Source organism: Ruegeria sp. YTSC199 (assembly GCF_059609725.1).
The window spans coordinates 79,616-104,568 of the sequence record NZ_JBXWMF010000012.1; the positions used below are offsets into that span (position 1 = coordinate 79,616).

At 57.4% G+C, this 24,953-nt stretch carries 22 protein-coding genes; 13 read left to right on the plus strand and 9 right to left on the minus strand.

All coding sequences use genetic code 11. The features are described from left to right. The gene (betA, locus tag AC2FEE_RS13170) at positions 1–1,737 is read left to right on the plus strand and encodes a choline dehydrogenase (protein WP_496865783.1); all 1,737 of its coding nucleotides are present in this window, start codon (positions 1–3) and stop codon (positions 1,735–1,737) included. An 89-nt stretch (positions 1,738–1,826) separates the two neighbouring features. On the opposite strand, the gene AC2FEE_RS13175 is transcribed toward betA, so the two are convergent. The 3 genes from AC2FEE_RS13175 to AC2FEE_RS13185 are packed head-to-tail and all read right to left on the minus strand — an operon-like array spanning position 1,827 to position 3,882. Continuing rightward, positions 1,827–2,168 (minus strand): hypothetical protein, encoded by a 342-nt coding sequence (locus tag AC2FEE_RS13175; protein ID WP_496865784.1) that lies wholly within the window; start codon positions 2,166–2,168, stop codon positions 1,827–1,829. Between the two features lie 3 nt (positions 2,169–2,171). Continuing rightward, positions 2,172–2,741 (minus strand): CoA transferase, encoded by a 570-nt coding sequence (locus AC2FEE_RS13180; protein WP_496865785.1) that lies wholly within the window; start codon positions 2,739–2,741, stop codon positions 2,172–2,174. Further along, the gene (locus AC2FEE_RS13185) at positions 2,692–3,882 is read right to left on the minus strand and encodes a CoA transferase (protein WP_496865786.1); all 1,191 of its coding nucleotides are present in this window, start codon (positions 3,880–3,882) and stop codon (positions 2,692–2,694) included. The genes AC2FEE_RS13180 and AC2FEE_RS13185 overlap by 50 nt, the downstream gene beginning before the upstream one ends. Before the next feature lie 110 nt (positions 3,883–3,992). Between AC2FEE_RS13185 and AC2FEE_RS13190 the strand changes: the two genes are divergently transcribed. The 3 genes from AC2FEE_RS13190 to AC2FEE_RS13200 are packed head-to-tail and all read left to right on the plus strand — an operon-like array spanning position 3,993 to position 5,143. Then, a complete protein-coding gene (locus tag AC2FEE_RS13190) occupies positions 3,993–4,595 on the plus strand; it encodes a LysR family transcriptional regulator (RefSeq protein WP_496865787.1) in 603 nt (200 codons plus the stop codon). 41 nt (positions 4,596–4,636) lie between these two features. Continuing rightward, complete coding sequence (locus AC2FEE_RS13195; protein WP_496865788.1) at positions 4,637–4,819, plus strand: hypothetical protein; 183 nt, start codon at positions 4,637–4,639, stop codon at positions 4,817–4,819. A gap of 33 nt (positions 4,820–4,852) precedes the next feature. Further along, positions 4,853–5,143, plus strand: a complete 291-nt coding sequence (locus AC2FEE_RS13200; RefSeq protein WP_496865842.1) for a hypothetical protein — start codon at positions 4,853–4,855, stop codon at positions 5,141–5,143. A 349-nt stretch (positions 5,144–5,492) separates the two neighbouring features. On the opposite strand, the gene AC2FEE_RS13205 is transcribed toward AC2FEE_RS13200, so the two are convergent. Beyond that, entirely contained in the window at positions 5,493–6,410 is a 918-nt protein-coding gene (locus tag AC2FEE_RS13205) for a helix-turn-helix transcriptional regulator (RefSeq protein ID WP_496865789.1), read from the minus strand. On the opposite strand from AC2FEE_RS13205, the gene AC2FEE_RS13210 reads away from it, so the two are divergent. From AC2FEE_RS13210 to AC2FEE_RS13250, 9 genes are all read left to right on the plus strand, one after another. After that, positions 6,383–8,359: a CocE/NonD family hydrolase gene (locus tag AC2FEE_RS13210; protein WP_496865790.1), complete on the plus strand. Its 1,977-nt coding sequence runs from the start codon at positions 6,383–6,385 to the stop codon at positions 8,357–8,359. The genes AC2FEE_RS13205 and AC2FEE_RS13210 overlap by 28 nt on opposite strands. 21 nt (positions 8,360–8,380) lie before the next feature. Continuing rightward, complete coding sequence (locus tag AC2FEE_RS13215) at positions 8,381–9,946, plus strand: ABC transporter substrate-binding protein (protein ID WP_496865791.1); 1,566 nt, start codon at positions 8,381–8,383, stop codon at positions 9,944–9,946. A gap of 85 nt (positions 9,947–10,031) precedes the next feature. Further along, positions 10,032–10,970, plus strand: coding sequence for an ABC transporter permease (locus tag AC2FEE_RS13220; protein ID WP_496865792.1), 939 nt, complete (start codon positions 10,032–10,034; stop codon positions 10,968–10,970). Positions 10,971–10,982: 12 nt separating this feature from the next. Next, complete coding sequence (locus AC2FEE_RS13225) at positions 10,983–11,840, plus strand: ABC transporter permease (protein WP_496865793.1); 858 nt, start codon at positions 10,983–10,985, stop codon at positions 11,838–11,840. Then, entirely contained in the window at positions 11,837–12,817 is a 981-nt protein-coding gene (locus AC2FEE_RS13230) for an ABC transporter ATP-binding protein (protein ID WP_496865794.1), read from the plus strand. Before AC2FEE_RS13225 ends, AC2FEE_RS13230 begins: the two co-directional genes overlap by 4 nt. Further along, positions 12,814–13,737 (plus strand): oligopeptide/dipeptide ABC transporter ATP-binding protein, encoded by a 924-nt coding sequence (locus AC2FEE_RS13235; RefSeq protein WP_496865795.1) that lies wholly within the window; start codon positions 12,814–12,816, stop codon positions 13,735–13,737. The genes AC2FEE_RS13230 and AC2FEE_RS13235 overlap by 4 nt, the downstream gene beginning before the upstream one ends. 11 nt (positions 13,738–13,748) lie before the next feature. Continuing rightward, on the plus strand, positions 13,749–15,395 hold the full coding sequence (locus AC2FEE_RS13240) for an amidohydrolase (protein ID WP_496865796.1): 1,647 nt from the start codon (positions 13,749–13,751) through the stop codon (positions 15,393–15,395). Beyond that, positions 15,395–16,891 (plus strand): M81 family metallopeptidase, encoded by a 1,497-nt coding sequence (locus AC2FEE_RS13245; protein ID WP_496865797.1) that lies wholly within the window; start codon positions 15,395–15,397, stop codon positions 16,889–16,891. The genes AC2FEE_RS13240 and AC2FEE_RS13245 overlap by 1 nt, the downstream gene beginning before the upstream one ends. Positions 16,892–17,057: 166 nt before the next feature. Next, the gene (locus AC2FEE_RS13250; protein WP_496865798.1) at positions 17,058–17,660 is read left to right on the plus strand and encodes a class I SAM-dependent DNA methyltransferase; all 603 of its coding nucleotides are present in this window, start codon (positions 17,058–17,060) and stop codon (positions 17,658–17,660) included. 67 nt (positions 17,661–17,727) lie between these two features. On the opposite strand, the gene AC2FEE_RS13255 is transcribed toward AC2FEE_RS13250, so the two are convergent. From AC2FEE_RS13255 to xdhB, 5 genes are all read right to left on the minus strand, one after another. Continuing rightward, a complete protein-coding gene (locus tag AC2FEE_RS13255) occupies positions 17,728–18,240 on the minus strand; it encodes a class I SAM-dependent methyltransferase (protein ID WP_496865799.1) in 513 nt (170 codons plus the stop codon). A 440-nt stretch (positions 18,241–18,680) separates the two neighbouring features. Further along, complete coding sequence (gene guaD, locus AC2FEE_RS13260) at positions 18,681–20,045, minus strand: guanine deaminase (protein WP_496865800.1); 1,365 nt, start codon at positions 20,043–20,045, stop codon at positions 18,681–18,683. Between the two features lie 62 nt (positions 20,046–20,107). After that, positions 20,108–21,709, minus strand: coding sequence for a xanthine/uracil/vitamin C permease (locus AC2FEE_RS13265; RefSeq protein ID WP_496865801.1), 1,602 nt, complete (start codon positions 21,707–21,709; stop codon positions 20,108–20,110). Between the two features lie 43 nt (positions 21,710–21,752). Further along, entirely contained in the window at positions 21,753–22,631 is an 879-nt protein-coding gene (xdhC, locus tag AC2FEE_RS13270; protein WP_496865802.1) for a xanthine dehydrogenase accessory protein XdhC, read from the minus strand. Between the two features lie 3 nt (positions 22,632–22,634). After that, on the minus strand, positions 22,635–24,953 hold the full coding sequence (gene xdhB / locus AC2FEE_RS13275; protein WP_496865803.1) for a xanthine dehydrogenase molybdopterin binding subunit: 2,319 nt from the start codon (positions 24,951–24,953) through the stop codon (positions 22,635–22,637).

A 24,953-nucleotide genomic window follows, 5' to 3' on the forward strand; every position in this document is an offset into this window, starting at 1 on the left:
ATGGAGCACTACGACTATATCATCGTCGGGGCAGGGTCTGCGGGCTGTGTGCTGGCGAACCGGTTGGGCGAAGATACAGGCAAGCGCATTCTGGTGATCGAGGCCGGCGGCGGCGATAAGGCTATGATCGTGCGGATGCCGTCGGCCTTGTCGATCCCGATGAACACCAAACGGTTCAATTGGGGGTTTGTGACTGAACCCGAGCCGCATTTAGACGGGCGCGTCATGAACCTGCCGCGCGGCAAGGGGCTGGGGGGATCAAGCTCGATCAATGGCATGTGCTATGTGCGTGGTAACCCGTTGGATTATGAGCTTTGGGCGGATCACGGTGCGACGGGATGGAACTGGGCCAACGTGTTGCCCTATTTCAAGCGAATGGAAAGCGCATTGGACCAGGGTGCGTATCGGGGGAGAGATGGGCCGATTAAGGTGACCCGGGGGGCCGAAACCAACCCGCTCTATTTGGCATTTATCGAGGCGGGTGTTCAGGCCGGATACGCCCGCAGTGCCAACATGAACGACCTTCAGCATGAGGGCTTTGGCCCGATGGAAATGAACGTGGGCGGGGGTGAGCGTTGCAGTGCCGCCGTCGCCTATCTGCGCCCGGCCATGTCGCGGGGCAATGTTCGGGTCGTGACTCATGCCTACACAACGCGCATACTGATGGAAGGGCGCAAGGCGGTCGGCGTCGAATATGACCACAAGGGAAAGCTTGTTCAGGCGCGGGGATCAGAGGTGATCCTGTCGGCAGGCTCGATCATGTCGCCGGTTATCCTGCAGCGCTCGGGCATTGGGCCGGGAGGCGCGCTGCAACAAGCTGGCATCGCCGTTGTCCATGACCTGCCCGGCGTTGGCGGCAACCTGATGGATCATCTGGAGTTGTACGTGCAGCAGGAATGCACGCAGCCTGTGTCGCTCTACCCGCATATGAGCCTTTGGGGAAAAACCCGGATCGGCTTGCGCTGGCTGCTGCGTCGCGATGGCTTGGGGGCCACCAACCATTTCGAGGCCGGGGCTCACATCCGCAGTCGTACCGGTATCCTTTACCCGGACATTCAGTTCCATTTCCTGCCGCTGGCCATTTCCTATGACGGGAAATCGCTGGCCGAGGGCCACGGGTATCAGGTGCATGTGGGCACGAAACGATCGAAAAGCCGGGGTCGGGTGCGGCTGAATGCATCGGACCCGCTAGGCGCCCCCCGCGTCCGGTTCAACTATATGAGCCACGAAAACGACTGGCAGGAAATGCGTGCTTGCGTCCACCTGACGCGCGAGATTTTCCGGCAACCCGCTCTGGCTCCATTCGCCGGGCGGGAGTTGGCTCCGGGACCGGATTGCGCCAGCAACGACCAGATCGATCAGTTCATCAAAGACAAGGTCGAAAGCGCCTATCATCCCTGCGGCACCTGCCGGATGGGTGGAGACTCTCAATCCGTCATCGATCCGGGCACGATGCGTGTACACGGTATAGAGGGATTGCGCGTTGTGGACGCCTCAGTCATGCCACAGGCCACGGCCGGAGACCTCAACGTGCCGACACTGATGTTGGCCGAACGCGCCGCTGATCTGATCAGAAGCACCAGCTTGCCTGCCGCCGATCCGGCGCCGGTGATGGTGGATGCCAACTGGCAGAGCAATCAGCGGTCGCAGACGATTGATATGGACCTGAGCGGCAGGAATACCCGTGCGCTGTTTGTCGAAGAACGAAACCATGTAGGTGGCACAACATATCCATAACAGATTGCCGAGAACGGGCAGTTGAGGAAGCCAGGCATTGCCTTCTGATGGGCAAGCAACTCAGCGTGGACTCGCTGCTTTAGGCCAGATTACTCGAGCAGGTATTTTTCCGACCAGCTTGTGCCTGCGGCACCGGTAGCGATTGGGTCGTCGGTCTGCTGCCCCCAATAATCCAGTCGCGCCAGAATGGCCCGCGTGTGCTGCCCAAATTTCGGCATGGGCCCCGGAATATTGATCCGTCCGGACTTTGGCCGCACCGCATTCGGGGCGACCAGATCGGGGACACGGGCAAGGGCGGCTTGCCGTTCGGTCGGGGCGGCGAAGAACATCCACTGATCCGCCGCTTCATAGCTATGGTAGAACGGACCCCAACCCAGCGCCTCGCGGCCAGAAGGTTCGTCAAAGGGCGCACGGCCGTCATAGTCATACACGAACTATGCCTGAATGAGGTTGCCGGCCGCCGCCAGAGACGCCCTTGCCACGCCGCCCTTTCCGGTTTCGCGCAGCCGCAACAGCGCACCTCCTAGTGCCACGCAGGCGCAGAAACCGGTCAGAACGTCGATGGTTCCGAAATGCGCGTGTTCTTCGGGAGTATCCATGCCGCCACCAAAGCGCACCATGACACCAGTGGCCGCTTGCGCCAGATCGTCATAACCCAGATGGTCGGATTTTGGTCCCCGCATCGGCCCGCCGAACGCATCCAGCTGAACCAGGATGAGGCGTGGGTTGATCGCGTTAAGCTGTTCGGGTGTAAGCCCCAACTTGTCGCGCTGTTCATCCGTGCCATTCATCGTGATCAGGTCGGCGGTGGCAATGAGCTTGGTCAGAACTTCTTGGCCTTCGTCACTGCGCAGGTTCAGCAGGATGCTTTCCTTGCCCCGTTGCGCATGAATGCCAAAGACAACTGTATTCCAGGGGTCGACCGAGGACTCAACCGGCTGCACCAGCGTTACTTCAGCCCCATAGCGCCAGAGTCGAGCCGATGGTTGGGCCTGCAATGACATTGGTGAGGTCCAGAACCTTCAGACCTTCCAGCCAACCGCCACTGCCTGTGGTACCGCTGGCGCGCGGGGCCTCGGCCAGCCATTCCTTGCTGAACCGCTGTGCCGTGGCCGGGGCTTTGGCGGTGCCGAACAGCTCTTCCCACTCCTGCGCGGGGCGGGTCAGGAACGCTTCTTTCATCGCCGAGGATACCCGCGCCCGATCAGAGGCCCCGACCGGGTAGTTGCGCACCGACCATTCCGCAGGCCAGTCCTTGGTGTCCAGATACGCCGAGAAATCGGGCAGCTCATCTGCCAGATCCTTGTGACCCAGCGTCTCCAACACCCGGCGCGGATGCGAGGCAACGGAGCCCGAGACGACATAGAACCCCCGTCCGTCGGCGCAGGTATACGTGCGATAGAACGGGTCGAGGAATTCGGACAGCTCATCGAACTTTAGGTTCATCGGCGGACCTTCGGATGTCCGCCGGTCCAGTTCGACTTCGCGCGGGGATTTGTATCGCTCTGGGTAACCCTCGATCTGTTCACAATTGTAGATCAGACCTTCCAGCAGAGCGGCGGCCAGTGGGACTTCGATATGATCCCCACAGTTGTGCTCCCGTGCATTCAGGGCGAACAGAACAGCCATGGCTCCAAAGCTTGCGCCATAGGCCGAAGCCAGAGAAAGCGGCGTGAAGGACGGGTTGATGCCCATCAACCGTCGGTTCAAGCCCATATCGGTGAATTGTCCGGTGTAGGCGGCGATCACGGCCTCCCACGCGGGCAATGCGGCCAGTTCCGCATCGGTAGACGCAAATCCGGGCATGGAAAGGTAAATCAGTTGATCATTTGCGGCCCGAAGAACATCCGGCCCCAACCTAAGACGTTCCATGACCCTCGGCCGGAAGTTCTCGATCACCACATCGGCGCGTTTGGCCAATTCGATCGCGGCTCCCCGCCCCTGAACAGATTTCAGATTCAGTGTCAGCGCTTTCTTGCCGCGTGAAATCATCCGAAAGGCCGGATCGACAAAGGCGGAGCCATTTGGCGGATCGATCCGGATGACCTCGGCCCCCATGTCGGCAAGCATCATGCCGACAAGAGGGGCGGCCAGGTATTGATCGAAATCAAGGACACGAATATGGGGCAGGGGACGATGGGTCATGAGAGCTTTACACAGACTTTCGTCAGGGGCATGCAAATCCAGCACAGAGAAACGGCAAGCTATAAAAAAGTACATTGGCCAAAACATGATGCACCGAATAGCGAATTGTTATGGAGAGAGTGATACGCCCTATCTCTGGTTCGCTGAACGCTTTGCTGGTTCTTGAGGTCGCGGTGCGCCATGCCAGCCTGTCTCGCGCCGCCGAGGAACTGGGGCTGAGCCAACCCGCTTTTTCGCGACATATTTCAACGCTGGAAAGCCGACTGGGACGGGCGCTGTTTGAACGCAACAATAACCAGATCGATCCCTTAGTCGCCGCTGTGCGGCTGGCTGATGCCGTGGCTTTGGGTTTCGGTCATCTGGATCAGGTTTGGGCCGAAATTTCGGCGCCGCCCGACCGGCAGGAGGTGACGCTGGCCTGTTCTTTCGGTTTTGCCGACCAATGGTTGATGCCGCGGTTCTCGGACCTTCGCGAGTATCTTGCCGGATCAAAAGTCCGAGTGGTGACCACTGACCAGTTGGGCGAAATCGACCTGAGTCGCTTGGACGCAGCCGTGGTCTGGGACACTGACGGAATGCCGGACCGGCCGTTCATTCCGCTGATCAAATCCGAAGTGTTCGCCATCTGCAGCCCCGAATTCCTCGCGTCTCACCCTGAAGTAAAGGACGATATCTCTCAGTTGCCGCCGTCATTATTCCTGCACTCGATGTGAGGGAGTCCGGCTTTCTGACTTGGCCTGGGTGGTTTGAGCGGATGAGCCTTCAGGCACCGCCATTCGAGCGGAAACCCGAATTCGACGCTTATCCTTTCCTGTTGCAATCTGTTCGGCGTGGTGAAGGGGTGGGCCTGGACTGGCATGGTCTTGTCGATCAGGCGCTTGCAAAGGGTGAAATTCTTCGGCTCGGGCCGATCATTTCCGATCGATACTATTCCTAACACCAGCCCGTGTGAGGTCAGACAGGGCTGCAGATATTGGCCGATCTGGGCCTGTCGCAAATCACGCCAAGTCTTCAGGCTCGCGCGTCGGCGGCAGGCTGTTGCGTGGGCGCGTGCGGACGGCTTCGGTTCGCCCGTGCGTTGGGCGAAGATGTCATCGCCCTGATACGGCGTATGTTCACGTTGCACGGAATCAATCACGCGCGCGACATGGAGATCAGGGGACAGCGGGTACCGGCGGTGCGACCCCGACGATCACGGATTTCCACTCAGGGCAGTATCGTGAAAGCACGGTGGTTGATCTCGATGAGATTTAGTGGCTGAAAGAGAACACCGGCCCACCTGCCGGTGGCCGCGGCTGTGTCGGCATCCGTCTGGCCACAACGCAGGAAAAGGAGGATCGGCTCAACCATTTGGCGGATTTTCGGATAACGTGGGCTTTCGTATGGAGGCCTTCGGACCGGGGCGGATCGTGACGATCTAACTCCAGGATGCGTATTTTCCAAAGGACGTAATCTTACACGCAATGATACTTACCTGCGCTACTCAGTAGCGCACCGGGACTTGAAAGAAGTCCTAGCCCGTCATGGTGTAACCAACTAAGCTCAGCAGGTTTCGAGCCATAACTACACTTCAGAGAAGTTAGCGACAGAGCTAATACTCCATATGATGTTCAAGCTTCGGTCAGGTGCTTCCTGACTGTTGGATCGATCTTATTGCTTTGGATTGGATAGATACCGCAAGCGGCAATAGCCTCGCGCGCCGTTACACGCTCGTGCAAGCGTTTCCAGATGGTTTTAGCAGCGTAAGGATGCGGGTATGGTCGCCATGCGACGCCCATGGTCATTCCTCGCAGATACTTCAACTGCTGACGGTGTGCGGAGTACAGTATGGTATTGGCTACACTGCCCTCACGCGCAAGCTCGTGCTCGGTTACGAAAATCCTGTTTCCACGCATCGTCACCAGGCCAACGTAACGCGAGATCTGGTGTGTGCTTTTGTCTGATGAAGTGGCAATTTCACGGGATCGAATTGTGAACAGCCCATCCACATCCTGAATACGGATCAACGAACAAAAAATCTTTCCTTCCCAAGATGGGGTGCAGAAAAATGAATGATAGAACCCCACGTAACGCCTGAGGTTTTTCTGTTGACCTCGAAAAGGATCCAGAAACGCGTCTGTGGGAGTTTTACCGATTTGTGGCAGGACACCCTTCAGCATTCGTTCAAAGCTAGCGGTTTCAGCGAACATCTCAGCTTCAGTCAGGTCGAAATGACGCGCTATCCGACGCATGTTGTGGGCCGAAGGCAGGCTGGAGCCATTCAGGTAGCGATTGAACTGCTGCCTATTGACGCCGATATCACGGCAAATCTGTGAAATATTGCCGTGTTCTGCGCACAACGACTTTAGGTTGGCGGAAAAATACTTTGACACAAGAGAAACCTTTCGCGTTTTGACGCTATTTCGCGACAAATAGCACAAATTCGCACAAGATCGCACAATTTGTTTTCCATGAAAACTGGGTTCTTCTTCGGCATCAACACGCAACCGCAAGCCGCCAGATGCCAATTCAAAACGTCGAAAACACATGGATCACACTCTCGGATGGGCGGAGGCTCGCCGCGCGTCTCTGGTTGCCCGAAACGGGTCCTGCCCCAGCCATTCTGGAATACCTGCCTTACCGCAAACGCGACGGCACAGCGCCTAGAGATGAAACGACACACACAGTTTTTGCTGAGGCAGAGTATGCCTGCGTGCGGGTCGACATAGCCGGCACGGGAGATAGCGAAGGACAATTCGACGATGAATACTCTGAGCAGGAATTGCGCGATGGTGAGGAAGTCATAGCCTGGATCGCCGCTCAGGATTGGTGCGACGGCCATGTCGGAATGATCGGAATATCGTGGGGCGGTTTTAACGGCTTGCAACTGGCGTTTCGCCGACCACCAGCTTTGAAGGCTGTGATCACTGTTGCATCGACCGTGGATCGCTATTCGGATGACATCCATTTTATGGGTGGGTGCCTGCTGAGTGACAACATGAATTGGGGCAGTCAGATGTTTGCTTATCTAACGCGCCCCGCTGATCCAGACCTTCGAGCAGACTGGTGCGCGGATTGGCTGGCTCGACTACAAAACGTCCCATTTTCTGCCGTGGATTGGTTGCGTCACCAGGCGCGTGATTCATACTGGAAACACGGCTCTGTCTGCGAGGATTGGTCTGCGATTCAAGCCCCTGTCCTGGCCATCACGGGTTGGGCAGATGCCTACGTCAATGCGCCGCCGGCTTTGGTCGCCAACCTGACAGTGCCGACCAAAGCCGTCATCGGACCGTGGGAACACCGTTATCCTCATATCTCGAAACTTGATCCTGCGGATTTTCATTCCGAAGTCATCGGCTGGTTTGATCGCTGGCTGAAAGGGCAAGAGAACGGTGCAGAAGATTTACCCGCGTACCGGACTTACATGCAGGAACACTTTTATCCGACGCCGCAATATGGCCCTCGGAATGGTCGTTGGATTGCAGAAGCGAGCTGGCCGTCGCCTCATGCCTCTGAACATGTCTGGCATTTGTCTCCAGGCGGGTTTTCTCGGGAGCCGGCTACTGGCACGGTCGCTGTCACGTCACCCAGTCATGTCGGTGCGGAAGGCGGGTATTTCTGTGCGGGCATGCGGATCGACAATGAACTTGCCGGGGATCAGGCAAGGGATGATACCTTGTCGGTGTGTTTTGACAGCGCGCCGCTGCAAGCCGCGTTAGAGCTACTGGGCCGCGCAAAGCTGAAGTTTCAGTTTTCGGTGGATCAGCCTGTTGCCCAGCTTGTTGCGCGTCTCTGCGATGTGTCGCCCGATGGAGTTTCACAGCGCATCAGCTATCGGCCGTTGAACCTATGCCACTATCGCAGCCACGAAACGCCCGAAACATTACAACCGGGTGAAGTCTATGAGGCCGAGATTGCCCTGAACGAGTGCGCGCACCATTTGCGCGAGGGCCACGTGTTGCGGCTGGCGCTGTCGACTTCGTACTGGCCGATCGTTTGGCCAGCGCCGCATTCGGCAGAGGTGACTTTGTACTTGCGGGATTGCACCCTCCATTTGCCAGTGCGTGACGTCACGCACGAGGTTCAAGCCTCGGAACCCGGCCCCGCGCAGGATTATCCGGTTCTTTCCGCTGAGCAATTGCGTTCACCTGCGGCGCAGTCCGAACATTCTGTATCTGATGACGGCCGGGTGATCCTGGAGACGTTTGATGACTATGGTAAATCGCGCGACCCGTCCCACGATCTGATCGTCGGCAGCGATGTACGCATGCATTACGGCATTCACCCCGATGATCCGGCGAGCGCGCGTTTCGAGACCGCTTGGAACTTTACCTTTGAACGAGCGGATTGGCAGGTCGCCATTTCGACCGAATGCCGCATGAGCTGCGATACGCAGAATTTCTACCTCTACCGAATACTGCGCGCCACCGAAGGCGCAGATGAAATCGAAGTTCTGACGAAGGAATGGTCCGAAACCCTTCCGCGCGGGCTTCTCTGACATAATCCAAGGGAGGATATTATGAAAATCGAATGGACAAAGGCCAATGTAGGTCGGCGGGGGTTCCTGAAAGGGGCAACCGCGCTTGGGGCCGCTACGGCGCTTCCGATGGGGTGGGCGAACCGCGCCATTGCGGCGGACGACGGAGTGCTGCGGGTGCGGGCCTATGGCGATGCACAGAACATGGACCCGGCACATTCCGTTGGTGTTGTCGAGGAAGAGGTTCATGCCTCGATCTACAACAAGCTGATCCAGTACAAACCGGGTGAGGAGTGGGGCTGGCAATTGGATGCCGCCACGATGATCGAGCAAGTTGATCCGACCCATATCAAGTTCGCGTTGCGTGACGATATCGGGTTCACCAACGGTTTTGGCGCCATGACCGCCGAAGACGTCAAGTTCAGCATGGAACGTATCGTGGACGACGCGACCGATAGTCCGAACAAGCCCGACCTGGGACCGTTCAGCCATGTGGACGTGACCGGTGAGCGCGAAGGCACGATTGTACTGAACAAGCCGTTCGCACCGATCTGGTCTATCGCCCTGCCTTACATTACCGGCAACATTGTCTCAAAAGCGGCGGTCGAAGCCGCCGGTGGCCGGATCGGTGCTGATCCGGTGGCAGAGTCCGGCCCGTATCTGCGGGACAGCTGGTCGCCCAAGGAAAAGACGGTTCTCAAGCGCAACCCTGACTGGAAAGGGGATGCCCCCACTTGGGATACCGTCGAGATCTATCCAATTGATGATGAAAATACCGCCGAGATTGCGTTCGAGGCCGGTGAACTGGACGTTACCCGTGTGTCTCTGGGTTCGGTCGAGCGGTATCGCGCCGAGGTTCCCAATGGTGGATCTCTGGTTGAGAAACCTTCGCTCTATTATGTTTGGATGGGAATGAACGTCGAGCACCCGAAGCTGCAAAACCAAAAACTGCGGCAGGCGATTCAGCACGCGGTGGACGTACCCAGTATTCTGGAAGCGGCCTATTTTGGTGCTGCCGAACCATCAACCGGTATCATCGCACCAGGCCTTGCCGGACATCGGCCTTCTTCGCTTGTGCCACCCGAGGCGAATTTTGAGAAAGCGGCGCAGTTGCTTGCGGAATCCGGTGAAACCAATGTTACGCTGACCCTCGATACGTTGAACAAGACGACGTTCACGACAACCGCACAGATCATTCAGGCGACGCTGGCACAGATTGGGATCACGGTTGAGGTAAACGTTCTGGAATCCGGGGCGTTCTGGGCCTCTGGTGACAATGAAAACCTGCAGCTTGTTCTGAACCGTTTCTCGATGACCCCGGACCCGTATTATGCCACTTCGTGGTTCACGCCCGAGCAGATCGGAAAATGGAACTGGGAGCGCTTTAACAGCCCGGAATTCAATGAGATTCATGAAAATGCGGCTGCTGAAACGGATATCGCAAAACGGGCCGAAATGTATCAGCGTGCGCAGGATCTGATGGAAGAAAGCGGGGCCTATCGCTTCATCACGCACGAGGCAACGCCGGTCATTCACAGCGCCCGGGTCATTCCTGCACTGCGGCCAGATGGCCTGTCGTTGCTTCGTTATTTCGGCAAGGCGACCTGACCTCCCCAGTCGACCGGGTACGGCGGGCGCGTGATGCTCGCCGTGCCAAATCGAACGCCATCAAGCCATAAGGAGCCAGTTGGCCATGCTGAATTTCGCAACCCGTCGCTTCGGGCTGTCGCTGCTCATCCTGTTCGTGGCGGTCACCGTCATGTTCCTGATGATCCGCGCCGTGCCTGGCGATCCGGTCCAGATCATGCTGGGCCCGCGTGCCACGCCCGAACTTCAGGCCCAACTCACGGCGGCTCTGGGGCTTGATCAACCGATCTGGAAACAGCTTTTGATCTTCTACGGGAACCTTCTGCAGGGTGACCTGGGAACCGATGTCTTTTCGGGCCGGTCCGTGACGGACATCGTGTTCCAGCAATTGCCATACACTTTGGAACTGATTTTTGCGTCGATCCTGTGGTCTGCAAGCCTGGGCATCGTACTTGGTGCCTATGCGGCGGCGCATCCAAACACGCTGATCGACCGGATCGCCGCCGCAATATCTGTCAGCTTCGTGGCTGCCCCCGCCTTTGTTGTGGCGCTTTTGGCACTTTTGGTTTTCGCGGTGCATCTGCAGTGGTTTCCCGCCATCGGTGCAGGAGAGGGGTTCTGGGACCGTCTCGACCATCTGGTTCTGCCCGCCTTTGCCATCGGGTTGAGCTGGGTCGGTTATATTGCCCGGCTGGTACGCGCTTCGATGCTCGAGGTGATGGGTGAAAGCCATGTACGCACGGCGCGCGCCTTTGGCATCGCCGAGCGACGCGTGGTCATGGTCTATGCGCTGCGCATCGCCATTCTGCCGGTCGTTACCGTGATCGGCGTCGGAATGGGCTTTCTTCTCAGCTCGGCCGTTTTTGCCGAAATCGTTTTTGCGCGACCGGGGTTGGGTAAACTGGTGATCGATAGCATTACCACCCGCAACTACCCGATTGTCATGGGCTCTGTCCTCATATCAACGGCGCTGTTCGTGGTGTCGACCGCATTGGCAGATCTGATCAATGCGTTGCTCGATCCACGTGCACGCACGGCGCATTGAGGAGGGAGAACCATGGAAAAATCTCGTTCCGAACTGGGTCAGATCATAGTTGGGGTCGCCCGCGACCCGCTTGGTCTCATGGGCCTCATAATCGTCGGCATTATCGTGTTCTGCGCCATCTTCGCCTATTGGATTGTGCCTTATGACCCGATTGCAATGGATATCAAATCCCGTATGCAAGGGCCGTCGGCCGCGCACCTGTTGGGTACTGACCAACTTGGCCGCGACACGTTTTCGCGTGTGATCGCCGGGGGGCAAGTTGCGCTCAAGGTGGCATTGCCGGCCGTGTTCGGCGCAATGGCGATTGGCCTGACGCTGGGCATGATCGCCGGGTATGGGCCGAAATGGCTCGACAACCTTCTGATGCTGTTTTTTGATACCATTCGATCCTTTCCGACAGTGATGTTCGCGCTGGCCGTTGTTGCCTTGGTCGGACCCAGCCTGCAGACGGTGGTGTTCGTGGTCATGGCAACCTCGATCCCGACTTATGGGCGCGTGGCGCGAACCCAGACACTGACGCTGCGCAATTCCGAATTCATTCTGGCCGAGCGGTCGATGGGGGCCAGTATGGCGCGCATCCTGGGTGTGCATATGCTGCCCAACATCATCGGCGTTCTGGCGGTGTTGGCGGCCATGGATATCCCCACAGTCATCGCACTTGAAGCTGGCCTGTCCTTTCTGGGTCTGGGCGTCAAGCCCCCAACCCCCAGCTGGGGCGCCTTGCTCAAGGATGGCTATTCTCTGATCCGCCAGACTCCGTGGCTGGTGGTGGGCGGTGGCCTGCCGATCATTCTGGCAACACTGGGATTCACCTTCCTGGGCGAAAGCCTGCGCGACGTGGTTGACCCGAAACTGAGGAAACAGCGATGACCAACACACTTCTGGAAATCGACCACCTCAGCGTCGATTATGAAACAGGCCGGGGCGACCTCAAGGCCCTGAGAGACATCACATTCGACGTCAGCAAAGGTGAGATCGTCGGCATTGTCGGGGAATCCGGTTGCGGCAAATCCACCCTGATCTCATCCATCCTGCGCCTGACCGCGCCCAATACGCGGTTCCGCGAGGGGGAGATCCGGTTCAAAGGGCAGGATCTGTTGCAGGCATCGGAACGGCATATGCGCGACCTGCGCGGGGCGGACATTTCGATTGTCTTCCAAGACCCGATGCAAACACACAATCCGGTTCTCACGATCGGGCAGCAGATGCTGGACATTCAGCACCGCTCCAAACAGCCAAAGGCGGACAAGCTGGCCCATGCGGCCAAGATGCTGGGCGCTGTTGGCATTCCCGATCCCGAAGCGCGGCTAAAGCAGTATCCGCATGAATTCTCGGGCGGAATGCGCCAGCGGATCGCCATCGCCATGGCATTGATGTCCGAACCTGACCTTTTGATCGCGGATGAGCCGACCACGGCGCTGGATGCAACGCTTGAGGTGCAGATCATCGAACGCCTGCAAGAGCTGCAGCGCGAGTTTCACTGTGCCATCCTGTTTATTTCACACCATCTGGGTGTGATTGCGGAGCTCTGTGATCGGGTGGTGGTGATGTATGCCGGTGCGGTGGTCGAAAGTGGGGACGTGCGAGAGATTTTCCACAATCCCAAACATCCCTACACACGCCGCCTGATCGAATGCGATCCCGGCCACATCAAGGAACGCGCACGCGTATTGCCAACCATCCCCGGAGAAGTGCCCGATCTGGCCAATCTGCCAGGGGGTTGCATTTTCCGGGATCGTTGTGATCAGGCGATGGCGCGTTGTGCCAGCGAGGTGCCTCCCCTGGATCAACTGAAGCAAGGCCACCACGCCGCGTGCTGGCTGAATCATGAGGAGGCCACAACATGAGCTTGCTGAACGTTGTGGACCTGCACACCAGCTACGGGCCGGTCAATGTGCTGGCGGGTGTCAGCTTTACCGTGCAACCCGGCGAGACCTACGCGCTTGTCGGCGAAAGCGGATCCGGCAAAACGACCGTGATACGCGCCATTGCGGGTCTTGCGCCCGCGCAGGACGGCTCGGTCACTTTTGAGGGTCAGGAAATTCGCGGCGCGCCGGAACGTGTCATGCGCCCGCTGCGCAAGGACATGGCGATGATGTTTCAGGACCCGGTCGGCAGCCTGTCACCGCGCCTGACCATCCGCAGTCTGATCACCGAGCCTTACCGGATTCAGGGCATGAAGGATCGCGATCTGGATGCCGAGGCTAAGCGCCTTTTGGAAATGGTGAACTTGCCCACGCATTTTGCCGACCGCTATCCTTATCAGCTGTCTGGCGGCCAGGCCAGGCGAGTGGGTGTGGCGCGCGCGTTGGCGTTGGAACCCAAGCTGATCCTTGCGGATGAGCCGACTGCGGGGCTCGATGTGTCTGTGCAGGGTGAGTTGCTGAACCTGCTCAACGATCTGCGCGAACGGCTGGGTCTGGCGATGGTGATCATCACCCATAACCTCAGCGTCGTGCGCCACGTGGCCGACAGAATGGGCATCATGTATCTGGGCCGGTTGGTCGAGGAAGGTCCGACCGAGACGATCTTCAACACCCCGCGCCATCCCTATACCCGCTGCCTGCTGAGTGCCAACCCAGAGCCTGACCCGGATGCGCGATTGGAACGGATCGCCCTGAAAGGTGAACCCCCCAGCTTGCTCAAACGCCCCACTGGATGTGAATTCCGTGAACGCTGTCCTTTTGCAAAAGACATTTGCACCCAGACCCCGGAATGGGAAGTGGACGGCGGCCATGGGCTGCGTTGTCTGGCGCCGTTATCGTAGTAGGAAGCCCAATGCCAAGCACACTCTATTTCAACGGCACCATCCTGACGATGGATGAGCAGAACTCCTCGCCTGAGGCCGTTCTGACAGAAGGCAACCGAATTCAGGCTGCGGGCACCGAGACTGACCTACGCGCTCAAATGGCTGCGGACACTCAGGAGCATGACCTGCAGGGTCGTACTCTGATGCCCGCGTTCATCGACCCGCATGGGCACTTCCCCGATCCGGGGTTCATACGGCTGTTTCGAGTTGATCTGTCATCGCCGCCGCTCGGGGATTGCAGGACCATGGCGCAGGCGATGGACAGGCTGCGCGAAAAGGCCAGCGCCACGCCCGAGGGGGAATGGGTCATGGGCGTGTTGTTTGACAATACGTCCATTCTCGAAACCCGTATGCCCACGCGTGCGGAGCTGGACGGCGTGTCCCAGCGTCATCCGGTCTGGGTCATCCATGCGTCGGGGCACAATGGCGTGGCAAATTCCCTTGCGCTGGAACGGCGCGGTGTAAATCGCCAAACACCCGACCCGGAAGGTGGTCGATTTGGTCGTGACCCCGAAACCGGCGCTCTGACCGGATTGATCGAAGGGCTATCGGCCATGGGAGACATGGGTGACACCGATTTCTTGATCGACCGCGAAAAGTTCTGGCAGGGTTTTAGTACTTGCCGTGACGAATACCTGTCCCATGGGGTCACATACGCCCAAAATGCCTGGGCATCGCAAACCATGTTGGATCACTTCGCCAGCCTGCCCGCGGATCAGGACCCGGGAATTGACATAGAGCTTTTACCCGTTGGAAGTCTGGAACCTGAATTATCTTCGCATTGGATCGGTACAAATTGGCCGGGCAACCCGCATTTCACTCTGGGGCCACGCAAACTGTTTACTGATGGGGCTTTTCAATTGCAGACGGCGTATCTGTCGGCCCCGTATTTCAAGCCAACTAATCCGGATCACCCGTATGGAATGATTTATACCTCGCAAGAGCATTTGGATGCAGACCTCATCAAGCTCCATAGCCAAGGTTTGCAGGTTCATTGCCACTGCAACGGTGATGCGGGTGCGGAGATGTTCATCGACGCGGTTGAACGAGCACTCCATGCGCATCCGCGCACAGATCATCGTCATACCATTATCCATGGCCAGGCCCTGCGGGATGACCAGTTAGAGCGCATGGCTCAGCTTGGAATTACCGTCAGTTTCTTTCCCGCTCATATCTATTTTTGGGGGGATCGCCACTACGACACCTTCCTGGGGCCTGAGCGGTCCGAGCGTATATCCCCGGCAGCGTCAGCTGAAAGGAATGGGGTACGATATACGATCCATAACGACGCCTCGGTCACGCCAACGCGTCCGATCCACTTGGCCCATTGTGCGGTGAACCGTAAAACCGTCTCAAGCCGCGTCCTCGGCGAGGATCAGAAGATCAGCGTTCTATCAGCATTGCGTGCCCAGACCATCGACGCCGCATGGCAGGTATTCAAGGAAGATCAGCGCGGATCTATCGAACCGGGGAAGGTTGCTGACTTCGTAGTCCTTTCGCGCAATCCGCTGCACGCGCCGGAGCGCCTGAAAGATACACGGGTGCTGGAAACAATTCGTAACGGCCTAAGTGTATTTTCCGCCACATGGACTGACCAAGAAGTCGAGCACACGTAATGACAATCAAGCGTATTGTGATCGCAGGGTTTCAGCATGAAACCAACTGTTTTGGTGTGACAAAAGCCGGTCTGCACGAGTTTGAAATGGCGGATTCCTGGCCCGGAATGCTGCGCGGTTCACAGGTTATCTTGGAAACCGAAGGCATGAACCTTCCCATCGCCGGGTTTGTCGCAGCAGCAAAGGCAGCGCCATTTGATGTCATTCCCATACTGTGGTGCTCTGCCGAGCCGTCCGCTCATGTAACCGAGCATGCATTTGAAACGATTTGCGGGATGCTATTGGACGGAATTCGGGACGCAGGCCAAATTGATGGCGTCTACCTGGATCTCCATGGCGCGATGGTCACCGAAAGCCTTGCGGACGGTGAAGGAGAGCTTTTGCGTCGCGTTCGTGAAGCAGTGGGCCCCGGGGTTCCAGTGGTCGCAAGTTTAGACCTGCATGCCAACATATCCGCTGAGATGGTCGAACATGCGGATTATCTTGCGATCTTTAGAACCTATCCTCATTTGGATATGGCTGAAACGGGCGCACGATGCGTTCCTGTTCTGCAGCGCTTGTTAGTGGGCGAAAAACTATACAAGTCATTTCTGCCGGTGCCTTATCTCATACCACTGCATGCGCAACATACAGGTTCCGCGCCGTTCGACGAAATCTATCAGTTGCCTGTAGGATTTGAGCAGCAAGAAGTTCTGGCCGAAATCGCTCTTGGTTTCACCGCGGCTGACTTCCCCGACACCGGCCCGTCTTGCGTTGTCTACGCGGCCACAGCCGAGAAAGCCACCGCTGCCGCGGAAGAAATCGTCAACTTGTTTTTGTCCCGGGAAGCTGATCTTGATTGTTCGATGTTGTCGCTGGAAGAAGCTGTTTCGACATGCCGCCAGAGGCGCGAAAATCCGGTTGTTCTCGCGGATGTTCAGGACAATGCAGGTGCGGGCGGGACGTCTGATACCACAGGGTTGCTGGCAGCACTGATTGCAGGTGAGACAAAGAATGCGCTGATGGGTCTGTTTCACGATCCGGAAAGTGCAAAACAAGCCCATGCAGCAGGAGCAGGTGCACGGGTTAAGTTGGCAATAGGCGCAAAATCCAAGTTGGCTGGTCAGGTTCCGGTAACAGCAGAGTTTGAAGTCTTGGCATTGGGTAATGGCACTTGCCGATATACCGGAGAAATGTACGGCGGTGGTGTAGCCACGCTCGGCAAGACAGCCGCCCTACGTTTGGTTGGGCGAGAAGCTGACATTGACGTTGTTGTCACAAGTGTACGCAACCAGTGTCTGGACCGCGCACATTTTACTCATATCGGGCTAAACCCAGAGAACTATGCGGTAATCTGCGTTAAAAGCACCACACATTTCCGAGCAGATTTCGAGCCAATTGCAGGAGATATTTTTGCAGTTTCCTCTCCAGGTGCATTTCTTTGCGATCTGAAAAAAATCCCTTACGCCTGTATCACCAGAAGGTTGCCAAACACGCGCAGCGCTTCCTGTAGCTAAAACAAAATGGAGGTGTGTTTTCACGTTTACCGTGCTTAATTTCTGTATAGCTTTACCCCCAAATGCAGCAGAGGCGGCAGTAAGTTTCGCCCATGCGCCGGCACAACAGCTGCGGTCACTCTTCTTGTTGAAGTCAACAGGCAATCTATAAGGAAACGCAAGCAACATGACTGACGACTGGAACGACTATGCCGATGGTTGGGACGAAAATACCGACGTCAGAAGCTATGCGAGTCGCGCTTTCGCCTCGCTCGACGCGTACCTGGATCTTTGTGGGAATAACTGGCGATCAAAGCGCGTGCTGGATTTTGGATGCGGCACCGGATTGCTGGCGGAGAAAATTGCACCACATGTGCAGGAAGTTGTCGCGGTCGATACCTCGGAAAACATGATTGCTGTTTTGAAGGCAAAGAACCTGAGCAATGTCAGGGCGGTTCACGAAGATATTCTGACTGGGAATGTTCAGGAGCGAGAGACCGGGTTTTCCGGTTTCGATTTGATCTGCGCCTCTTCCGTTTGCGCCTTTCTTCCAGATTACAGTGGGGCCGTGGCAGTACTGGCGGGTTTGCTTAACAAGGGTGGTCAGTTCGTGCAGTGGGATTGGCAAGCGTCCGGTGATGAAGGCTTTGGGTTAACACCGCATCAAATAAGGCACGCGCTTGAGGCGGCGCGGCTAGGGTCCATTCGAGTCGAGCGGGTATTCGAATTCAAATCCGATGAGCAAACAATGCCTGTTCTGATTGGCGCGGGGATTCGCACTACGGAATGATTTGAGCTTTGATGAGTGAGCGACCTTCGTGCCCGTTTTGAAGACCATTGGCAAACGCATAGTGCGATCAAGACTTGCGGACGAACAGGTATCCCCTGTTGGAAAACTCCGTGCTCCAGATTGACCAATGCGCCTGGATCACCTCCTTGAACCCGTTGATGTTGGATGCCTCATCGGCAATCAGGAACCAGCCACCATCATCGACATGATCGAGTAACCGTTTCAATACAGTCAGTCGCGACGGGTTGGAGAGCATGTGCAGTGTTCGGTCGGCGAGAACCACATCAAACTTGCCTTTCGGTTCAAATATAGTGATGTCGGCTACAATGCCCTCAACAGCCAGCTCTTCTGAATGTGCCGCGCTGATAAGATCGTGGATGCCGTTCGGGGAGATATCCACGCCAACAACATGGTGAGCGCGTCGAGCGATAAACAACGCGTCTCTGCCTTGTCCGCACCCAATGTCGAGAACGCGAGCTTCCGTACGATCGAACTGATCAAAGAATTCGACGATTAATTGCGTAGGTTCACCGAGGGCGTTTGGTTTATTGGAGTATAGTTTGTCGTAGTTGTAAGCCATGAATCAGCGGATAGTAGATTCAGCCGCAGAACACTAAGTGAAATTTTTCGTGATCGGCGGCTGTACCCTTTGACGGTGTAGAAAGCCGTGGTTCGGGCGGTTCTGCTTTGGGCTGCGAAGCTCAAAAGCGAGTGTTCGCCATTCTCTGTCCTCCGTTTCCCAAACGTAACAGTGGTCCATTTCAGATGGGGCGTTCCACCGTCGATCAAACCTATTTCTCCGCGCCAGCCCTTTGGCGATTTAGAGAGAACCAAAAACTGCGTCTTCCTTGAATACCTCCTCGCGACAAACAATCATTTCGTTTACGCCAATCTCGACCGTGCCACCTGGCCTGCCTTGCTTTGGCCACGCAGGGGCGCCGCTCAGCAGGGCCTGACCGCAACCTAATTACCAGAATGAAACAGGAACGGCTCTACATCCAAATGGCCCGGATTAGGGGTCTAGCGAGCGGGCGTCTTCGGTCTCTCAGAAAGCTCCCGACACGACAGACTCACGTCAGACCGCGAAGAAACCGTTGATTTACATGGCGCTCCTGAAACATAAACCTCCTCGATAGCGCGATCATCCCCCATCATCTGCAAAACGAACAGTTCCTCTGCAAGGCTGCCCACACGATCCATACGCAGGGTCATGGCCGGTGTGCTGCGCGCATTCAGAACGACAACGTCTGCTTCAGTTCCAGGGTCGAGATTTCCGATCTTGTCTTCCAGTCCAAGAACACAGGCATTGCCGCGCGTCGCCCAATGAAATGCCTGAAGGGGATGCAGTGCCGACCCCTGCAATTGAAGGATCTTGTAACCCTCGTTGAGGGTCTGGAGCATCGAATAACTGGTGCCCGCACCAACATCCGTCGCGATGCCGTTTGAAATACCGCGTGCGCTCAGACCGGCGTGGTCAAAGAGGCCGCTGCCGAGAAACAGGTTCGAGGTTGGGCAGAACACCGGATGCGCTCCGGTTTCCGCAAGGGCTTCGATCTCACGTGCTTCAAGGTGGATAGAGTGGCCCAGCAGCGTCTTTTGGCCGAGAAGGCCATAAGACTGGTAGACGTCCAGATAGTCGCGCGCCTGCGGATAAAGTTGCTTGGTATAGGCAATCTCATCTTTGTTCTCAGACAGGTGGGTCTGGATGTGGCAGTCCGGATGCTCCTGAGCCAGGACTTGCGCCATCGCCATTTGTTCAGGCGTCGACGTGATGGCAAATCGAGGTGTGATGACATAGCCGTTCCGGCCCTTGCCATGCCAGTCCGCGATCAGGGCCTTGGTGTCATCGTATCCGGTTTGCGGTGTGTCCCGCAGCCCGTCGGGCGCATTGCGGTCCATAAGGACCTTGCCGCCGAGCATACGCATGTTTCGTCTGGTCGCCTCTGTGAAGAACGCGTCAGCCGACGTCTTGTGGACCGAGCAATAGGCAACCGCAGTCGTGGTGCCGTGGGTGACGAGCTGATCAAAGAACGCCCGCGCCATGTTTGCGCTGTGTTCGTCCGAGGCGAAGCGGGTTTCTTCCGGGAAGGTGTAGTTGTTGAGCCAGTCCAAAAGCTGCGCCCCCCACGAGGCGATCACCTGCACCTGTGGGAAGTGAATATGCGTGTCGATAAATCCGGCCATCATCAGATTGGGACGATGGTCTGTCACCGGCGTGCTCCCGGCCATTGCGCTCACCTCGGCGAAAGTTCCGGTTTCCTGGATGATCCCGTCACGGATCAGCAGTGCGCCGTCTTCGAGATAGGTGTACGCGTCGGAATCTTTGCCGTTCTGCGGTTCGCGGTGAAAGGTCAGCAGACGACCGCGGAGCAATCTCTGAGTCATGAAAGGTCTCGTTTATACGGTAGGGAAATGGTGGGGCAGGCTTGTGACTGCCCCACTGTGGATCAGGCTTGTTGTGCAGGCGAGTCGTCGTCGATGAGATCCGGTTCATCCGGTACGATCACACGATGCTCCAGATCCTCTTTGGGAGCCAGCATCGGGTAAATGTAGAGGAATGCGCCGACAATCAGGTAACCGATTGTGATCCCGTCGAACTGAGGCATCTGCAGCGTGAAGGAGTGAATGATCCCAAAGGAAGACATCAACCCGCCAGCTACGGCAAACGCCCCTGCCATCCGAAAACGGCCATCGATCACATCTGCCACAATGGCACCCCAGATCAGACCCGTGAGGATCGCGCCCTGACTCAGCGCAAGGTGACCTTCGTAATGGGCACCCTCCATCAGAAGAGCCGCGGTCAGGCCTTCGTCACCGAGAGACGGCAAACCTTCGACTCCGGTGCTGCGCAGTGCATTCATAAGCGAACCCCATTTGACCATCAGGAAGGCCGAGATATGGGGTAGGATCGCAAATGAAACCGCCGCCATGTGCATCGGCTTCACAGCCCATGCGGTATTGGTGATCAGGCTTACCGAGACAAAGACCAGCACCGGTGCTGCGGCGGCAATCGGGATCAGGCCCGCAAGGAAGGACAAGAAGCCGAGGAAGGCAGCTGCAGCGATCACAACAGCCACACCAACAATGTATCCTGCATGCGCATCAAGTCGCTTATAGGCCGGATGGCCGATGTAGACTGTTGTCGGGAAGGGCGAGCCAAAGAGCGCACCCAGCATGGTGCCAGCGCCATCTGTCACCTGGCACAATCCAACCGGGTAATGATCACCTGCCGCTTCAGCCGACTCCACGTTGTTCATCGTTTCGATGAAGTTGTAGATCTGTACAGGGATCAGCACCAAGAACAGTTCGGGGTTCGCGAACAGGTACTGCACGCCGGCGATCAGGTCTCCGAAATAGGGGATCGGGGGGTAGAAACCGATACCGCTCGCGTCGATTTTGGATTCACCAAGGACAAGGGCAATTACAGTACCGGCGGCAATCGCTACAAGACCGGCGGGGATGTTGCCCGGAAGGCGGAAACGACCGATCAGGCCCCAAAGGATAAACAGCAGCGAAGTGAATCCGATGATTGGATTCTCGAACACTTCGGCCAGCGGCACAGAGCCAATGAAGACCAAAGCAATACCGCAAAGCGTGCCAAGCATCCCGGCGCGCGGGGTTATCCGCTTGAGATAAGGTCCGACCACCGCGCCCAGAGCGGCCACGATACCGCCCATGAATCCGGCACCAATACCCACTTGCCACGCCAGCATTGGATCATCGGTCGCCCAATAGATGGGTCCGATCACGCCAAACAAGTAGACGAACATGACCGGCGTCGAGATGCCGTAGGGCAGGGCCGTGACATCCTTACCCTGTTTGTTTGCCGACCATTTCGCGAGGTAGGTGTAAACAGCGACACCAGCCAAAATCGCGACGGCAGCACCGGGAACGATGCGGCCAAAGACGATTTCCGCAGGCATCTGGAAAACGAATTGGCAGACCCCTGACAGGATCAGCAAATTTACAAGGTTGTCGGTAAACAGCGCCCAGAAAGCGCTGAAGTCACTGCGGCTAAACAGCTTGTAGTCGTAGGTCCTCCCGTCCATGACGGTCTCCTCCTCTGATGTGACCGGAATGGCCTGACAGATGTCAGGCCGATCTCCCTTTCCGGTCGCGATGGTGGCCCGCGAGGGGCGCTTGGTTTGCCCCGGTCGGGGCGGTCGCGGCAGTTTCAGAGGTCAATTCAGCCATCACTTCAGCCACCACGAAGGCAGCAATGATGCTGGGCCGCTTGTCGCGGCTACCGCTTGCCCCGATGGGACATTTCAAGTGTTCGATAGACTGTCCGTCACAGTGTTTGTGCGCCCAGTTTCTGAGTTTCACCCGCTTGGTGGCTGATCCGATCATCCCCACGTAAGCGGCGTCCTGGCGTTCAAGTGCTGCAGATGTCAGCAGGAAATCCAGCCCATGATCATGGGTTAGAACGATAAAGGCACTGCCCGCTGGCGCACCCCAGATGTCGGTTTCGGGGAGTGCGTTGACCCGGGTTTCAACATTCGCCGTGCAAAGCTCGATTTCCTCGGGTCGGGTGTCGACAAGGATGCAGCGCACCGGCAGATGCTGCAGCTGATTGGCCAACGCACGTCCAACGTGACCTGCACCCATGACATAAACATGTGGCAAAGCTTCTTCGCGTTGGGCCGCGCGTTCTGTTGCAGCCCATTTGTCCGACGCACGCATGCGGGTCAGTTGCAATTCAACGCGACCACCGCAGCATTGCCCAATCTCAGGGCCAAGGGGCACATCCAGATCCTGTTGCAGCGCACCATCCCGTAGCATGTCGCGCGCGGCGTTGATGGCCATGAACTCCAACTGCCCGCCGCCAATGGTTCCCCACAGCGCCCCGGATGCCACGAACATCTCTGTCCCTTCGTTGCGCGGCGAGGACCCACGTACGCTGGTCAGTGCAACGCGGATCACGCTGTGCTGCGTGGACAGAAATTCGCTCAGGGAGCCAGGGGCAGTCATGGCTCAGGCCCCCGCTTGCAGCCGCGAAACGGCCATCAGGACACGCTCGGGCGTAGCAGGCGCGTCAAGGCGCGGGCATTCGCGGTAGTCGGCAACAGAGGCCACGGCCATCGACAAAGCCTCAAGCACCGAAATGCCCAGCATGAACGGCGGCTCGCCAACGGCCTTGGACCGTTTGATGGTCAACTCGCGGTTTTCCGACCAATCGGCAAGGTTCACGTTGAAGATGCGCGGACGGTCTGACGCGAGCGGGATTTTGTAGGTCGAAGGCGCATGGGTGCGCAGGCGGCCAGCATCATCCCACCAAAGCTCTTCGGTGGTCAGCCATCCCATGCCCTGAATAAAGGCGCCCTCGACCTGTCCCTTGTCGAGCACAGGGTTCAGCGAGCGTCCAACGTCGTGCAAAAGATCAGTCCGCTCGACCCGGTATTCACCGGTCAGGGTGTCAATCGTCACCTCCGAACACGACGCACCGTAAGAGTAGTAGTAGAACGGACGGCCTTGCCCCTTGGCTCGATCCCAGTGGATTTTGGGGGTCTTGTAGAATCCGGCTGCCGACAATTGCACACGTGCCAGATAGGCTTGTTTGATGAATGCGTCGAAGGGCAGAATGTCGTTGCCAACATGCACCTGATTGGCGTGGAAAGCCACTTCCTCAGGGGCAACATTCCAAGTCTCGGCGGCGAATTTCACCAGACGCGCTTTGATCTGCTCGACCGCGTTCAACGCGGCCATGCCGTTCAGATCGGTCCCGCTGGAGGCCGCAGTGGCCGAGGTGTTGGGAACCTTTTCGGTGGTCGTTTTGGTGATCTTGATCCGGTCGAAATCGACTTGGAACGCCTCGGCCACGACCTGCGCAACCTTGGTATTGAGGCCTTGCCCCATTTCGGTGCCACCATGGTTCAGGTGGATCGAACCGTCATTATAGACATGCACCAGCGCGCCCGCCTGATTGTACCAGGTCGCGGTGAAGGAAATACCGAACTTGACGGGTGTCAGCGCGATGCCTTTTTTCAGGATCGGTGACGTCTTGTTGAATTCGATAATATCCTGACGGCGCTTGCGGTAATCCGAGGTCTCTTCCAACTCTCCGATCAACCGATCAAGGATGCAGTCTTCGACTACTTGGTGGTACGGCGTCACGTTACGATCTTCAGTGCCGTAGAAATTGGCCTTGCGTACATCCAGCGGGTCTTGCCCCGTGGCATAGGCAATCTCTTCGATCATTCGCTCTGCCGCGATCACACCCTGCGGGCCGCCAAATCCACGAAACGCGGTATTCGACACCGTGTTGGTTTTCATTGGGCGGCTGTTTAGGCGGACATTCGGATAGAAATAAGCGTTGTCTGCATGGAAAAGCGCCCGGTCGGTCACCGGGCCCGACAGGTCCGCGGAAAACCCGCAACGCGCGGCAAAGCTGCCTTCGACTGCCTGAATGCGGCCATCGTCTTCAAAGGCGACATCATAGTCGATCACGAAGTCATGGCGTTTGCCGGTCGCCGTCATATCCTGATCCCGGTCGGGGCGGATTTTCACGGCGCGGTTCCACTTTTTGGCTGCCATGGCTGCGACCGCGCAGAACAGGTTCATCTGGCTTTCCTTGCCGCCGAACCCGCCCCCCATGCGGCGCACATTGACTACGACGGCGTTGGACGGCACCCCGAGAACATGCGCCACCATATGCTGTGCCTCGGACGGGTGCTGGGTCGAACAATGCACGACCACATCGTCGTCTTCGCCCGGTATGGCAAAGGCGATATGACCTTCGAGGTACATATGGTCCTGACCGCCAACGCTCATGCGGCCTTTGATCCGGTTCGGAGCAGCTTCCTGCGCCGGGGCGACGTCGCCGCGTTCCAGCTTGAGGGGGGCTGTGACATGCGGGTATCCGGCCTCCTGCGCGGCAATCGGGTCCAGCGCATGGGGCAGGGTTTCATAGTTGATCTTTGCCAGTTCAGCGGCCCGGCGCGCGATGTCGCGGGATTCCGCAACCACGGCAAACAAAGGCTGCCCGTGGAACTGAATGGCATCGGTCGGGAAAACCGGTTCGTCGTTCAGATGGGTCGGGCTGATGTCATTGGCCCCCGGCACGTCGTTTGCGGTCAATACGCCGACAACGCCGGGCGTGGCCAGAACGTCAGTGAAATCGATGCCCAAAAGCTTGGCATGCGCTACGTCAGAGACGCCGAGATACGCGTGCAACGTGCCTTCGGGCTGGGCAATATCGTCGGTATAATCGGCCCGCCCGGTGACATGCTTGATCGCACTGTCATGTTTGACGTTGGTGTGGGCCGCCCCGGTGATGGAAACGTTATCCTTCAT

Bases quoted from the DNA above. Each gene is read 5' to 3' on its own strand.
- betA (WP_496865783.1), top strand. From the start codon at position 1: ATGGAGCACTACGACTATATCATCGTCGGGGCAGGGTCTGCGGGCTGT.
- AC2FEE_RS13180 (WP_496865785.1), bottom strand. From the start codon at position 2,741: ATGTCATTGCAGGCCCAACCATCGGCTCGACTCTGGCGCTATGGGGCT.
- AC2FEE_RS13185 (WP_496865786.1), bottom strand. From the start codon at position 3,882: ATGACCCATCGTCCCCTGCCCCATATTCGTGTCCTTGATTTCGATCAA.
- AC2FEE_RS13190 (WP_496865787.1), top strand. From the start codon at position 3,993: ATGGAGAGAGTGATACGCCCTATCTCTGGTTCGCTGAACGCTTTGCTG.
- AC2FEE_RS13195 (WP_496865788.1), top strand. From the start codon at position 4,637: ATGAGCCTTCAGGCACCGCCATTCGAGCGGAAACCCGAATTCGACGCT.
- AC2FEE_RS13210 (WP_496865790.1), top strand. From the start codon at position 6,383: ATGCCAATTCAAAACGTCGAAAACACATGGATCACACTCTCGGATGGG.
- AC2FEE_RS13205 (WP_496865789.1), bottom strand. From the start codon at position 6,410: ATGTGTTTTCGACGTTTTGAATTGGCATCTGGCGGCTTGCGGTTGCGT.
- AC2FEE_RS13215 (WP_496865791.1), top strand. From the start codon at position 8,381: ATGAAAATCGAATGGACAAAGGCCAATGTAGGTCGGCGGGGGTTCCTG.
- AC2FEE_RS13220 (WP_496865792.1), top strand. From the start codon at position 10,032: ATGCTGAATTTCGCAACCCGTCGCTTCGGGCTGTCGCTGCTCATCCTG.
- AC2FEE_RS13225 (WP_496865793.1), top strand. From the start codon at position 10,983: ATGGAAAAATCTCGTTCCGAACTGGGTCAGATCATAGTTGGGGTCGCC.
- AC2FEE_RS13230 (WP_496865794.1), top strand. From the start codon at position 11,837: ATGACCAACACACTTCTGGAAATCGACCACCTCAGCGTCGATTATGAA.
- AC2FEE_RS13235 (WP_496865795.1), top strand. From the start codon at position 12,814: ATGAGCTTGCTGAACGTTGTGGACCTGCACACCAGCTACGGGCCGGTC.
- AC2FEE_RS13240 (WP_496865796.1), top strand. From the start codon at position 13,749: ATGCCAAGCACACTCTATTTCAACGGCACCATCCTGACGATGGATGAG.
- AC2FEE_RS13245 (WP_496865797.1), top strand. From the start codon at position 15,395: ATGACAATCAAGCGTATTGTGATCGCAGGGTTTCAGCATGAAACCAAC.
- AC2FEE_RS13250 (WP_496865798.1), top strand. From the start codon at position 17,058: ATGACTGACGACTGGAACGACTATGCCGATGGTTGGGACGAAAATACC.
- AC2FEE_RS13255 (WP_496865799.1), bottom strand. From the start codon at position 18,240: ATGGCTTACAACTACGACAAACTATACTCCAATAAACCAAACGCCCTC.
- guaD (WP_496865800.1), bottom strand. From the start codon at position 20,045: ATGACTCAGAGATTGCTCCGCGGTCGTCTGCTGACCTTTCACCGCGAA.
- AC2FEE_RS13265 (WP_496865801.1), bottom strand. From the start codon at position 21,709: ATGGACGGGAGGACCTACGACTACAAGCTGTTTAGCCGCAGTGACTTC.
- xdhC (WP_496865802.1), bottom strand. From the start codon at position 22,631: ATGACTGCCCCTGGCTCCCTGAGCGAATTTCTGTCCACGCAGCACAGC.
- xdhB (WP_496865803.1), bottom strand. From the start codon at position 24,953: ATGAAGGATAACGTTTCCATCACCGGGGCGGCCCACACCAACGTCAAA.